Origin of the sequence: Curtobacterium oceanosedimentum (assembly GCF_040545555.1) — a bacterium.
Taxonomy (GTDB): Bacteria; Actinomycetota; Actinomycetes; order Actinomycetales; family Microbacteriaceae; genus Curtobacterium.
Genome location: NZ_JBEPMD010000007.1, coordinates 59214 through 72297, shown reverse-complemented (window position 1 = coordinate 72297; position 13084 = coordinate 59214). Strand labels below are relative to the sequence as shown.

Below are 13084 nucleotides of genomic sequence, written 5' to 3'. Positions count from 1 at the left end.
CGTCGTGCGACCGGCGCGGGCCGGGCCGGGGCGGGGGCGCGGCGAGGGCGGCGCGAGCGGGCGAGATCCGTCACGGTCGGGGCCTACGGCCGACAGGTACCGCCCGCTCGACGCACCGCGCGCGGCATGTCCTGCCCTCTCGCCGGACGGGAGGCACGGTGCGGCGCCGCCACGCGCCTCCCGTCCGGCCCGCCGTCCCGCCCGACGCCGCCCTGCCGACTGCCCCCGTCCACCGACGCCCCGTGCCCGCTTCCCGGTACCCTCTGCCCGCTGCCCGCTGCCCGCTGCCCGCGAGCGGGCGAGATCTGTCACGGTCGGGGGCCGCAGGCGACGGATACCGCCCGCTCGGCGGTGGGGGCGCGGCGTGTCCTGCCCGCTCGCGTCGGACGGGGTCGGGCGGACAGGGCGCGGTACGGTGGGCGGGTGTTCGGACGACGTGCTCGCAGCCCCCGCCCCGATGACGCCGGCGCAGACGCCGGTGGGCTCGGCATCGGCGCTCTCGTGCAGGTGGTCGACACCGACCGCGGCGGTGAGCAGTGGGACGGTGCGCCCATCGGGGTGATCGTGGCTCCCGGCGGGGTGCAGCTCGGCGGGATGCAGCGCACCTGGACCGTCGCGTTCGACGAGCCCGCCTACACGAAGGACGGCCGCGGCCCCTTCGAGCGCGCGACCGTCCTGGGTCGTCAGCTGGTGCCGGTCGGACCGGCTGCCTCGGACGAGGTCTAGTACTCCTCGTTGCCGCTCTTGAGCATGGCGGCGACGGCCATGCACATGCCCACGCCACCGAGCACGCCGATGCCGATGATGACGCCTGCGATGAGTTCGAGCATTGGTGACTCCTTGGGTTGCGGGGCCGGTGTGGCGGTGGCCGTCGTGGCCGCGTCCAGGCTACCGGATGTGCCTCGGGGCTAGCGGATGCCGCGCATGAGGCGGAGCACCGGCTTCGCGCAGAGGAGCAGCACGACCCCGACCGCGACGGCGACCAGGCCGAGGACGGTGAAGTACGGGACCTCGTTCGTCGGCGAGTAGTACTGCGAGAGCACGCCCGTCGCCGCGGTGCCGAGGGACACCGAGAGGAAGAAGAGCGCGACCATCTGCGTCTGGAACCTCGGCGGTGCCAGCTTCGTCGCGACGGACTGTCCGACCGGGGAGAGCAGGAGCTCGGCGATGGTGAAGACCAGCAGGATGGCAACGAGGGCGATGAGTGGCGTGCCGTTCCGCCCCGTGCCGGCGAACGGCAGGAAGAGCAGGAACGCGATGCCCATGATCCCGGTGCCGAGCGCGAACTTCGTCGGCGTGGACGGCTGACGGTCGCCGAGCTTCGTCCAGATCGCCGCCGCGACACCGGACAGCACGATGATTAAGATCGGGTTGATCGACTGGACCCACGACACCGGCATCTCCCAGTCGCCGAACGAACGGTCGAGGCGCTGGTCCGAGTACTGGGTCACGACGGTGAACTGCTGCTGGTACAGCGACCAGAAGACGGCGCTCGCGATGAACAGCGGGATGAAGGCGAAGACGCGCGACCGCTCGTCGGCCGTGATGCCGCTGTTCAGGATGACCACGAAGTAGGCGATGGTGGCCACGACGACGATCGCGACGACGACCGTCGGCAGGTTCGACACCGTGAGCAGTCCGGTGAGCACCGACACCACGACGACGACGAGGGCGACGACGACGAGCACGGCGACGAGCGGCAGCCGGCGACGGTCGACCGGGTTGGTGACGTGCCGGACCGACTCCGGCAGCTTGCGCCGACGGATGCCGTACTGCACGAGGCCGGCGGCCATCCCGACCGCGGCGAGCCCGAAGCCGTAGTGGAACCCGAGCGCGGACTGGAGCAGCCCGGTCAGCAACGGACCGAAGAAGGCGCCGAGGTTCACCCCGAGGTAGTACAGCGAGAAGCCGGCGTCACGGCGCGGGTCCTCGCGGCTGTAGAGCCCGCCGACGATCGTCGTGGCGGTGGCCTTGAGGCCGCCGGAGCCGAGCGCGATGAGCACGAGTCCGACCCCGACGCCGGCCACACCCGGGATCAGGGCGAGTCCGATGTGGCCGAGCATGACGACGACCGCGCTCGTGAAGAGCGTCCGGTCGGCACCGATCAGCCGGTCCGCCACCCATGCGCCGATGATCGTGAACAGGTACACGGCGCCGCCGTACGCACCCATGATGCCGTTCGCGACGCCCTCGTCGATGCCGAGGCCGCCACGCGTGACGGTGTAGTACATGTAGATCAGGACGATGCCCTGCATGCCGTAGAACGAGAACCGCTCCCAGAGCTCCACCGCGAAGGGCGTCGACAGCTCGAACGGCTGCCCGAAGAAGGTGCGTTGCTGCGCCGGAGCGCTGGGCGGGGTGGTGCGAGACATCCGTCCACTGTGCCCCCGCACACCCCGCTCGTCCGAATCGAGGCGGGGCGCGTACAAACTTCCGGGGCCGGGTCTTGGAGGATTCCCACCACCACGATGCCGCTCGACTGGTGGCCGTTGTGCGCCCGCACGGCGTTCGACCAACACTCGGCCGAGGTGCCTACCGTGTCGAGTGCAACACGGACAGAGCAGTTCAGGAAGGCTCCCCCATGGTCGACACCGCACCCGCACGCCCCACCTCGACGACCGAGGCCCCGAACGCCGACGCCACGGGCGACCCGGCAGCGGGCACCCCGACGGGCGGCACGGACACCGACGTCCGGATCGACACGACGCTGCTCGGGGAGCTCCTGCTCGGACGCTGGGCCGAGGACCGCCGCATCTCCCGGCGCCTGTCCCGCGACCCCGGGCTGCACAAGATCGAGGGGCAGCCGATCGCGGAGCACCGCGCGCGCGTCCTCGAGCAGCTGCGCGTGCTCGTCGACGCCGGCGCGATCCAGCGGCCGTACCCGACCGAGTTCGGCGGCCAGGAGAACCACGGCGGCAACCTCGCAGCGTTCGAGGAGCTGACGACGGCGGACCCGTCGCTGCAGATCAAGGCCGGCGTGCAGTGGGGGCTGTTCGGGTCCGCCGTGCACCACCTCGGCACCGAGCGCAACCACCGCGAGTTCCTGCCGGGCATCATCCGGTTCGACGTCCCCGGGTGCTTCGCGATGACCGAGACCGGGCACGGCTCGGACGTGCAGAGCATCGCGACGACGGCGACCTACGACCCGGACACGCAGGAGTTCGTCCTGCACACGCCGTTCCGCGGGGCCTGGAAGGACTACATCGGCAACGCGGCCCTGCACGGGCGCGCGGCCGTGGTGTTCGCGAAGCTCGTGACGCAGGGCGTCGACCACGGCGTGCACGCGTTCTACGTGCCGCTCCGCGACGAGGACGGGGCGTTCCTGCCCGGCGTCGGCGGCGAGGACGACGGCGTGAAGGGCGGCCTGAACGGCATCGACAACGGTCGCCTCTGGTTCGACCACGTCCGGGTCCCCCGCACGAACCTGCTGAACCGGTACGGCGACGTCGCCGAGGACGGCACGTACACCTCCCCGATCGCCTCGCCCGGTCGTCGCTTCTTCACGATGCTCGGCACGCTCGTCCAGGGCCGGGTCTCGCTCGACGGCGCCGCCGTGGTCGCGCAGAAGATCGGCCTGCAGATCGCGCTGACCTACGCCGCCGAGCGTCGGCAGTTCCCGACCGGCGGCGGCGACGAGGGCGTGCTGCTCGACTACGGCCGCCACCAGCGCCGACTGATCCCCCGGCTCGCGACGGTCTTCGCGCAGTCCTTCGCGCACGAGAAGCTCCTGCAGACCTTCGACGACGTCTTCAGCGGGCGCGAGGACACCCCCCAGCGGCGCGAGGACCTGGAGACCCAGGCGGCCGCCTTCAAGGCGATGTCCACCTGGTCGGCGCTCGACACGCTGCAGGAGTGCCGCGAGGCCTGCGGCGGTGCCGGGTTCCTCGCCGAGAACCGGCTCACGAGCCTCCGCGCCGACCTCGACGTCTACGTCACCTTCGAGGGCGACAACACGATCCTGCTGCAGCTCGTCGGCAAGCGCCTGCTCACCGACTTCCGGGCGAAGGCCCCCCGGGACGCAGCCTCGACCGCCCGGTTCGTCGCCGCGCAGGCCGCCACGAGGCTCGCCGACGCGTCCGGCATCCGACGCCTCGGGCAGACGGTGGCCGACCGCGGCTCCCTGGCGGCCAGCGTCACGGACCTGCAGGACCCGCGCACGCAGCGCGCGCTGCTCGCCGGCCGTGTCGACACGATGGTGTCGGAGATCGGGGTGCGCCTCGCCTCCGCCGGCAAGGACCGGGCGCATGCCGCGAAGCTGCTCAACCGCTCGCAGCACGAACTCATCGAGGCCGCGAAGGCCCACGCCGAGCTCATGCAGTGGGACGCGTTCACCGACGCCATCGAGTCCGTCGCCCCCGGTGACACCCGGCGGGTGCTCGTGTGGCTGCGCGACCTCTTCGCCCTCGGGCTCCTGGAGCAGCACCTCGACTGGCACCTGGTGCACGGCCGCCTGTCCGCGCAGCGTGCCCGTGCGGTCTCGGCGTACGTGGACCGGCTGGTCGCCCGTCTCCGCCCGGTGGTCCCGCAGCTCGTCGAGTCGTTCGGCTACGCTCCCGAGCACGTCCGCGCACCGATCGCCCTCGGCGAGGAGCGGGCACGTCAGGAGGAGGCGGCAGCGTGGTTCGCCGCCGAGGCCGCCGCTGGACGCCTGCCGGAGCAGGAGAAGAAGCCCCGTCCGTGATCAACCTCTGAGGGTTGATATCGGCGGAATCAACCTTGTAGGGTTGATGGCGGAGGTGCGATGTACGCGGTGACGGTGGACCAGGTGGGCAGTCGCTCGGACGACGACCGGGTGGAACAGGCCATCGACGTCGTCCGATCCGTGTCCGAGGGGCGCGTGGTGCTGCCGCCGGAGCGCACCGCCGGGGACGAGTTCCAGTTCCTGCTCGACGACGCGGGCACCCTGCTCGACGTCGTCTTCGCCCTGGCGCGCACGGACGGGTGGAGCATCGGGATCGGCGTCGGCGACGTCGAGGAGCCGGTGCCGGTCTCGACGCGTGCGGCGCGCGGCGACGCCTTCGTGCAGGCGCGTGCGGCCGTCGACCGGGCGAAGGAGGCCCCCGAGCACCTGGCGCTCGAGGTCGCCCCGGGTCGCCGGCTCGCCACCGCCGACGTCGAACCCCTCGTCGCGCAGACCGTCCGCGCCCGGCAGCGCCGGTCCCGGGAGGGCTGGGAGCTCGCCGACCTGCTGCGCGCCGGCCACTCGCGGACCGAGGCTGCCCGGCTGCTCGGCGTGACCCCGCAGGCGGTCGCCAAGCGCTGGCTCGCCGCGGACCTGCGCTCCGACGACGCCGTGCACGCGGCGCTGACGCGGCTCCTAACCGAGGCGGACACCCCGGCCGAACCGGCCACCCCTGCAGAAGCGGACACCCCGGCCGAACCGGCCGCCGCTGCTGGAACGGACACCCCGGCATGACGCTCTGGCTGGTCGGGGCACTCGTGCTGCTCGCCGCGGCCGGGCTCAGCGCCGTGCACCGCGTCCCACCGCTCGCCCGTGCGGTCCCCGCGGTCGTGCTCGTCGCCGTCGTCCTCGCCGCCGAGCTCCTCGACCTGGTGCCGGCCGCCCCGTCGACCGCGCTGCACGTGCTCGGGACCACCGCGGTGGTCGCCCTCGGCGTGCTCGCGGGCAGCGCCGTCACCGGGACGGTGCTCGGCTTCGCGATGCGCGACGGCGTCGAACGGGGGCAGCACGGCGGGATACTCGTGTCGCGTGCCGACGAGCCCGCGGTCGTGCGACGCCGTCCGGAGGTGCTCCGGGGCGGGGCGGCGATCGGGTTCCTCGAACGCTTCGCGGTGATCGGCGCGGTGCTGGTGGGGCGGCTCGAGATCGTCGCGGCCGTCGTCGCGGTGAAGGGCCTCGGCCGCTTCTCGGAGCTCGACTCCGCCGAGGCGCGGGAGCGCTTCATCGTCGGGACGCTCACGAGCACCTGCTGGGCCGGGCTCGCCGCCTGGACCGCGATCGGCCTGCCCGCCTGACGGCTCAGGCAAAGGCACCGGCACCGGCACCGGCACCGGCACCGACGTGCCCGCGCATGCAACCCCCACCCGCAACCCGCACCCGCCCTCGCGAGCCCGGCGTGCTCAGCCCTGCTCGGGCCGTCCGAGATCACCGAGCGCGGCCCGCAGGCGCGCCTCGGCGTCGTCGCTGCCCTCGGCGGCGGGGGCCGCAGCAGCAGCGGCCTCGGCGTTCGCCTCGATCACGGCGCGGACGACCTCCTCGCGCTGGATCTTGACCCCGCGCGGAGCGTCGATGCCGATCCGGACCCCGTCCCCGCGGCTGTCGAGGACCGTGATGACGACGTCGTCACCGATGAGGATCCGCTCCCCGACCTTCCGCGTGAGTACCAGCACCCCGTCAGCCTAGCGACACCACCGGCAGCCCCAGACGGTGCACGGACTCCGGCGTGGCGGTCTCCCGCGCGCCGATCGCGACCACGCCCGCGACGGGCACCCGACCGGCGACGGCGAGCACCACGGCCCGCGAGTCCCCGGTCTTCCGTCCGACGTCCACCACGACCCACACCTGGTCGGCTGCGAGCCCCTCGACCGTCGCCGCGTCGTCCCACGCCGACACGCCGAGCAGCGCGTACCCGTTCCGGACGCCCTCGGCGCGCGCGAGGATCCCGGCCCGCCGGTCGGCGGCGTCGGTCGCGCGCAACCCGTACCGTCCGGCGAACACGCCGGCCGCCGCGTCGACGTCGCCCGGTCGTCCGACGAGCAGCACGAGGTCCCCGTCGGCCGACCGCACCGCCGGGACCGGCAGCACCGGAGCGACGGTGGTCGGCGCGGACGTGGTGGCCACGCCGGGGAGCACGGTGACCACCGGGGCGACGGGAGCCGGTCCCGTGACCGGCAGCGTGCCTCCCGGACGGCCCGGGTCCTCGTCCGTACCCGGCACGGTGAGCGACGTGACGTCCTGGAGGCGCGACCCGGCTCCGTCGACCGGTGTCGGGTCCGTACCGGCGCGGCCGGGGCGCGGGGCGCCGGCCGTGGTGGCGCCCGTCGCGGTGGCGCCCGTCACGGTGGGGCCGGCCGTGATGCCGTCCGCCGCGAAGCCGTCGAGCACGGAGGCGAACGCGTCGGCCCGCGTCGAGGCGGTGCCGTCACCGTCGGCGATGCGCGCCTCGGCGGCCTCCGCGTCGGCGAGGAGCGCGGCGATGCCGATCCGGGTCACGGGGCCGTCGGCGATGGCGACCCGTGCGGTCGGCGGGTCGAGCGGGTCGGGCACCTCGACGACGGCCTCGACGTGGGCGCGGCGGAAGAGTCCGCCGATGCCGGGGGTGGACACGCGCTCCGCCGAGACGATCCGGGCGCCGGCGCCGAACTCGGCTCGGAGGGCGTCCCGGACCGCCTCGAGCGTGGGGCCGCTACGCAGCGATCGGGTCGGCGGCACGGACCACTCCCACGGTCTCGATGGTGGAGCCCGCCGCCGTGGCCTCCTGGTAGGAGAGCACGGGCAGGCCGTTCGCCTGCGCCGACACCATGCGGTGCACGGCCGGCCGGAGCTGCGGAGCGCAGACGAGCACGGCGGACAGCCCCTGCTCCTCGACGCTGCGCACGGCGTCGCGGAGGGAGCCGAGGACCTGCTCGATGCGGTGCGCGTCGAGCACGATCTGGGTGCCCTGCTCCGACGGACGCAGCCCCTCGAGCATCGACTGCTCGAGCAGCGGGTCGATCATGATGACGCGGAGCGTGCCGGCCTCGGCGTGGCGTGCGGGCAGGGCCGGGCCGAGGGCGGCGCGCGCGGACTCGACGAGCCCCTCGGGGTCGGTCGACACCTTCGCCCGCAGGGTCAGCGCCTCGCAGATGCGCCCGAGGTCGTTGATCGGCACGCGCTCGGCGAGCAGGCCCTGGAGCACGCGCTGGACCTCGGCGAGGGACAGCATGCCGGGGACGAGCTCCTCGACCGCGGCGGGGTTCACCTGCTTGACACCGTCGGTGAGCACCTTGACGTCCTCGCGGGTGAGCAGTCGTGCGGCGTTGTCGCCGATCACGGCCTGCAGGTGCGTGACGAGCACGGACACGCGGTCGATGACGGTCGCGCCGGTCATCTCGGCGGCGTGCCGGAGCTCGGCGGGGACCCACTTGCCGGCGAGCCCGAACACCGGCTCGACCGTAGCGGTACCCGGGAGCCCGTCGAGCTGGTCGCCCAGTGCGAGCACGCTGCGGGAGGGTGCGGTGCCCCGTCCGGCCTCGACGCCGGCGATGCGGATCGCGTAGGTCGACGGCGGCAGCTCGATGCTGTCCCGGGTCCGGACGGGCGGGACGACGATGCCCATGTCGACCGCGATCTTCCGGCGGAGCGCTCGTACCCGACCGAGCAGGTCGTCGGAGGACCCGGACACCATGTCGACGAGGTCCGGGGCGAGCAGGATCTCGAGCGCGTGCACGCGCATCTGCTCGAGCAGGTCCTCCGGGCTGTCCGACGACGGCGCCGCGGCCTCGAGCGCCTGCTGCTGCTCGACCGCTGCCGCCTGCTGCGCCGCCTGCCGCGAGAGCCGCCAGCCGGCGAACAGCAGTCCGGCGCCGATGAGCAGGAACGGGATGATCGGCATGCCCGGGATGAACCCCATCGCGATGGCGGCCACACCGGCGATCATCAGCGCGTTCCGCGACTGGGTCAGCTGCGTGGTGGCCGACGCACCGATCTCGGTCTCCGCGCCCGACCGGGTGACGATCATGCCCGTGGACACCGCCATGAGCAGCGCGGGGATCTGCGAGACCAGGCCGTCGCCGATCGTGAGGATGCCGTACTTCGACAGCGCGTCGGTGACGGACAGCCCGTTCTGCAGCATGCCGATCGCGACCCCGCCGAGCATGTTGATGACGAGGATGAGGATGCCGGCGATCGCGTCGCCCTTGACGAACTTCGACGCGCCGTCCATCGCGCCGTAGAAGTCGGCCTCGGCGGAGACCGCCGCACGGCGCTCCTTCGCCTCGGCGTCCGTGATGAGCCCGGCGTTCAGGTCGGCGTCGATCGCCATCTGCTTGCCGGGCATGGCGTCGAGGGTGAACCGCGCACCGACCTCGGCGACGCGCTCGGCACCCTTCGTCACGACGACGAACTGGATGACGACGAGGATGAGGAAGACGACGGCGCCGATGATGATCGATCCGGACACCGCGACGTGGCCGAACGCCTGGATGACGTCTCCGGCGAAGCCCTCGCCGAGCACCAGGCGCGTCGAGGCCACGTTGAGCCCCAGCCGGAAGAGCGTCGCGACGAGCAGCAGCGACGGGAACACCGAGAAGTCGAGCGGCTTCTTCACGAACAGCGTCGTGAGCAGGATCACCAGCGCCAACAGGATGTTCAGGATGATGAGCACGTCGAGCAGGAACGACGGCACGGGCAGGATCAGCAGCAGGACGATGCCGACGATGAAGACCGGGACGGCGAGCTTGGGCAGGTCCTTGCGGTTCATGCGGGTGCCCCTTCGGCAGTGGACGGACGGGTGCGGAGGCGCCGTGGTCGGGCGTCGCCGGTGAGCGTGGTGGGGTCGAGGACGGTCGCGACCTCGTCGGCGGTGGTCGGCGTCGGCGCGGCGTGCGTCCCGGCTGCGGCACCGCGGGCCTTGAGCGCCATGACGAACGAGAGCACCCGGGCGACCGGGGTGTAGAGGTCGACGGGGACCTCCTGCCCGAGCTCGCACGCGGCGTGCAGTGCCCTGGTCAGCGGGACGTCGCGGACGATCGGGACGCGGGACGCCTCGGCGGTGGACCGGATGACGTCGGCGACGGGCCCGGCGCCCTTCGCGACCACCCGGGGCGCGGACTTCCCGGGCTCGTAGCGCAGCGCGACCGCGTAGTGCGTGGGGTTGGTCATGACGACGTCGGCGTCCCCGACCGCGGCGATCATCCGGTTGCGGCTCATCGCGAGCTGGCGGGATCGGCGCTGGCCCTTGACGAGCGGGTCGCCCTCGGTGCGCTTCGACTCGTCCTTGACCTCCTGCTTGGTCATCATCGTGCGCTTCCGGTTGCGGCGCACGACGACGAGGACGTCGACTGCGGCGAGCAGGAGCCCGGCGGCGACGGCGGCGCGGAGCAGGGTGCCGGTGCCCTCCTTCGCCGCGTCGAGGACGGACGACAGCGGCAGCGAACCGCTCGTCATGAGGACGGGCACGAGCGACTGCACGGCGAACCAGAGGACGAGCCCGACGACGGCGGTCTTGAGCAGCGCCTTCACGCCGTTCCAGAGCGCCTGCACGCCGAACACCCGCTTGACCCCGGCGACCGGGTCGAAGTGGTCGGGCTGCGGGGTCATCCTGCGGAAGTGCACGCCACCCTGCGCGACGGACACCGCGGCGACGGCGACCGCGACGACGGCGAGCATCGGGCCGACGGTCGCGGCGACGGACCCGAGCGCGTCGGCCAGTGCCTGCCGGACCGCCGGGATCGTCGGGTCCGCGATGACGTGTTGCACCACGCGGAGCTGCTGCTCCCCCGCCCCGGCGGCGTTGCCGATCGCGGCGGGCATGACGAGCGCCGCCGTCGCGATGCCCACCCAGGCACCGAGGTCCTGCGACCGGCCGAGCTGCCCCTTGCGGTGCACCTCCTGCATCCGCTTCTGGGTGGCCTTCTCGGAGCGTTCGCCGCTCCCTCCGTCGGACACGTCGCCTCACCCCCGCCCGGTGATCGCGGCGACGGCGTCGCCGGTCAGCGACGACACGACGGCCGGCAGGGCCATGAAGAGCGCTCCGGCGAAGATCACGGTGAGCCCGATCTTGATCGGGAAGCCCATCTGGAACGCGTTGAGCGCCGGTGCCACGCGGGTGAGGAGCCCGAGTCCGACGTCGGCCAGGAAGAGCACGACGACGAGCGGGCCCGCGATCTGCAGCGCCGCGAGGAACATCTGCGACGCGGCGTGCACCAGGACCGAGGCGAAGCCACCGATCGCGAAGGTGCCCGGGGACCCGTCCGCCGCGACCAGGGGCACCGCGTCGAAGGACCGGACGAGCCCGGCCACGATGAGCTGGTATCCCCCGCTCGCGAAGAGCAGCGCGAGGGACGCCATCTGGAACAGTCGGGTGAACTGCGCGCCGTTCACCTGGGACTGCGGGTCGTACGCCTGCGCCAGGGTGAAGCCGCCGAACAGGTCGATGAGCCCACCGGCGGACTGCACCGCGGCGAACACGAGGTACACGAGGAAGCCGAGCCCGAGGCCGACGAGCAGCTGGGTGAGCAGGGCGAGCAGGAACCCGCCGGCGTCGAGCGCGGTGTACCCGAGCCCGACCCGCGGTGCGACGCCGATCGCCAGGCCGAGCCCGAGGATCACCTTCACCGTGCCGGGGAACGCCTTGTACGCGAACGGCGGCGCGATCACGAGGAAGGCGACGAGTCGGACCCCGGCGAGCATGGTGGCTTCGAGCTGGTCCGCGTCGATGGCGAGGTCCACGGCTACGTCCCGAGGAGCTTCGGGATCATGTCGAACGCGACGTGGGTGAACGCGATCATCTCGGCGATCATCCAGTTGCCGCAGACGACCAGCGCGATCGCGACTGCGACGGCCTTCGGCACGAACGAGAGCGTGACCTCCTGGATCTGCGTCACCGACTGGAAGAGCGAGATCGCGAAGCCGACGACGAGCGACGTCACGAGCACGGGGGCGGCGAGCTTGCCCGCGACCACGAGCGCCTGGAGGACCAGGTCGATGACCGCCTGCTGGTTCATCAGTGCACCACCTGGTAGCTCTCGATGAGGGACGTGATGATGAGCCCCCACCCGTCGACGAGGACGAACAGCAGGATCTTGAACGGCAGCGAGATCATCACCGGCGGCAGCATCATCATGCCCATCGACATGAGCGCGGCGGAGACGACCAGGTCGATGACGAGGAACGGGACGAAGATGACGAACCCGATGATGAAGGCGCTGCGGAGCTCGGAGATCACGAACGCCGGGATGACGGTCGTCATCGGCACGGCGTCGAGGTCCTTCGGGTTCGCCTGACCGGCGGCCCGGGTGATGAGCGCGACGTCCTCCTCGCGCGTCTGGTGCAGCATGAACGTCCGCAGCGGCTTCGTGCCGACCTCGACCGCCTTCGCGAAGTCGATGTGCCCGGCGAGGTAGGGCTGCAGCGCGTCGTCGTTGATGTGCCCGAGCACCGGGGCCATCACGAACAGGGACAGGAAGAGCGCGAGCCCGGCGATCACCTGGTTCGGCGGGATGCCCTGCAGCCCGAGCGCGTTCCGGGTCATCGCGAGCACCACGAAGATCTTCGTGAACGACGTCATCATGAGCAGCAGCGCCGGCGCGACGCTGAGCAGCGTGATGCCGAGCAGCGTGACGATCGCCGACGACGGGGTGCCGTCGGGGCCGTTCACGCTGACGCTGAAGTCACCGCTCGCGGGCGCCGTCGGGGTGGCCGGCGCGGTCGGGCCGGTGACACCGGCGGCGTGCGCGCCGGTGGTGGTGAGGAGGACGAGCCCGGCGACCGTCGCCAGCCCGAGGACGACGAGGGTGGCGGTGCGGCCGGTCCGGAGCGCGGCCGTCACCCGGCCCGCCGGCCTCGGAGCGCGGCCGCGGCCTGCCGCCACGTGTCGGCGGAGAGCACGGACCCCTGGAGCTGCTGGGCGGTCGGCACGACGGCACGCGCGGGCCGGCGGGCGCTGCCGCGGGGCCGCATCGGGAGCGGCACCGTGGAGCTCGACGCGGTGCCCGTCGCGGTGCCCGTCGCGGTGTCGGCCGGGAGGCCCGTGGTCGCGTGGTCCTGCCGCTCGAGTTCCACACGGAACCGGTCGGCGGTCGTGGCCGGCGCCGACGTGCGCGGCTCCGTGGGCAGGACGACCGGTCCGGTGACGATGGTGAGTTCCGGTGCAGGGGTCGGGCCGCTGCGGAGCAGCGAGACGCTCTGCTCGGACACGCCGAGCACGAGGCGCTCCCCGTCGACGTCGACGACGACGACGCTCGCCTTGCCGCCGATCCCCTGGCGACCGACGACCTCGACCGCGGCCGAGCGACGTCCGCGCGCCTTCGTCACGGCTCCGAGCCCGCCCTTCGTCGCACGGCGGTGCAGCACCCACATCAGGGCGAGCACGACGCCGAGCGACACGGCGACCCGGAGGGCCATCCAGAGGGTGTCCACGCG

At 72.8% G+C, this 13084-nt stretch carries 13 protein-coding genes; 4 read left to right on the top strand and 9 right to left on the bottom strand.

Going from position 1 to position 13084, the window contains the following annotated elements:
* Window positions 1-423: 423 nt before the first annotated feature.
* Window positions 424-726, top strand: coding sequence for a hypothetical protein (locus tag ABIC52_RS09355; RefSeq protein ID WP_209677071.1), 303 nt, complete (start codon window positions 424-426; stop codon window positions 724-726).
* A 182-nt stretch (window positions 727-908) separates the two neighbouring features.
* Here ABIC52_RS09355 and ABIC52_RS09350 read toward each other — a convergent pair whose 3' ends face one another.
* A complete protein-coding gene (locus tag ABIC52_RS09350) occupies window positions 909-2372 on the bottom strand; it encodes a peptide MFS transporter (RefSeq protein ID WP_354027175.1) in 1464 nt (487 codons plus the stop codon).
* 209 nt (window positions 2373-2581) lie between these two features.
* On the opposite strand from ABIC52_RS09350, the gene ABIC52_RS09345 reads away from it, so the two are divergent.
* The 3 genes from ABIC52_RS09345 to ABIC52_RS09335 all read left to right on the top strand — a co-directional run bounded on the left by ABIC52_RS09345 (window position 2582) and on the right by ABIC52_RS09335 (window position 5976).
* Window positions 2582-4681: an acyl-CoA dehydrogenase family protein gene (locus tag ABIC52_RS09345; protein ID WP_354027174.1), complete on the top strand. Its 2100-nt coding sequence runs from the start codon at window positions 2582-2584 to the stop codon at window positions 4679-4681.
* Between the two features lie 69 nt (window positions 4682-4750).
* On the top strand, window positions 4751-5416 hold the full coding sequence (locus tag ABIC52_RS09340) for a DNA-binding protein (protein ID WP_354027173.1): 666 nt from the start codon (window positions 4751-4753) through the stop codon (window positions 5414-5416).
* Complete coding sequence (locus ABIC52_RS09335; RefSeq protein WP_126892521.1) at window positions 5413-5976, top strand: hypothetical protein; 564 nt, start codon at window positions 5413-5415, stop codon at window positions 5974-5976. The genes ABIC52_RS09340 and ABIC52_RS09335 overlap by 4 nt, the downstream gene beginning before the upstream one ends.
* Before the next feature lie 105 nt (window positions 5977-6081).
* Here the strand turns inward: ABIC52_RS09335 and csrA are convergent, their stop codons facing one another.
* From csrA to ABIC52_RS09295, 8 genes are read right to left on the bottom strand one after another with little or no spacing between them, the layout of a single operon-like run.
* Window positions 6082-6351, bottom strand: a complete 270-nt coding sequence (gene csrA, locus ABIC52_RS09330) for a carbon storage regulator CsrA (protein ID WP_126892520.1) — start codon at window positions 6349-6351, stop codon at window positions 6082-6084.
* 4 nt (window positions 6352-6355) lie between these two features.
* Window positions 6356-7393, bottom strand: coding sequence for a hypothetical protein (locus ABIC52_RS09325; RefSeq protein WP_354027172.1), 1038 nt, complete (start codon window positions 7391-7393; stop codon window positions 6356-6358).
* Entirely contained in the window at window positions 7368-9422 is a 2055-nt protein-coding gene (locus tag ABIC52_RS09320; RefSeq protein ID WP_209677060.1) for a flagellar biosynthesis protein FlhA, read from the bottom strand. Before ABIC52_RS09320 ends, ABIC52_RS09325 begins: the two co-directional genes overlap by 26 nt.
* Complete coding sequence (locus ABIC52_RS09315; protein WP_126892610.1) at window positions 9419-10609, bottom strand: EscU/YscU/HrcU family type III secretion system export apparatus switch protein; 1191 nt, start codon at window positions 10607-10609, stop codon at window positions 9419-9421. Before ABIC52_RS09315 ends, ABIC52_RS09320 begins: the two co-directional genes overlap by 4 nt.
* A 6-nt stretch (window positions 10610-10615) precedes the next feature.
* Window positions 10616-11392 (bottom strand): flagellar biosynthetic protein FliR, encoded by a 777-nt coding sequence (locus tag ABIC52_RS09310; protein WP_354027171.1) that lies wholly within the window; start codon window positions 11390-11392, stop codon window positions 10616-10618.
* Between the two features lie 2 nt (window positions 11393-11394).
* Window positions 11395-11667 carry a flagellar biosynthetic protein FliQ gene (locus ABIC52_RS09305; protein WP_354027170.1) on the bottom strand — a complete coding sequence of 91 codons (273 nt, stop codon included), beginning with the start codon at window positions 11665-11667 and terminating at the stop codon, window positions 11395-11397.
* A complete protein-coding gene (gene fliP / locus ABIC52_RS09300; RefSeq protein WP_209677058.1) occupies window positions 11667-12491 on the bottom strand; it encodes a flagellar type III secretion system pore protein FliP in 825 nt (274 codons plus the stop codon). The genes ABIC52_RS09305 and fliP overlap by 1 nt, the downstream gene beginning before the upstream one ends.
* A complete protein-coding gene (locus ABIC52_RS09295) occupies window positions 12488-13081 on the bottom strand; it encodes a FliO/MopB family protein (RefSeq protein ID WP_354027169.1) in 594 nt (197 codons plus the stop codon). The genes fliP and ABIC52_RS09295 overlap by 4 nt, the downstream gene beginning before the upstream one ends.
* Window positions 13082-13084 lie beyond the last annotated feature (3 nt).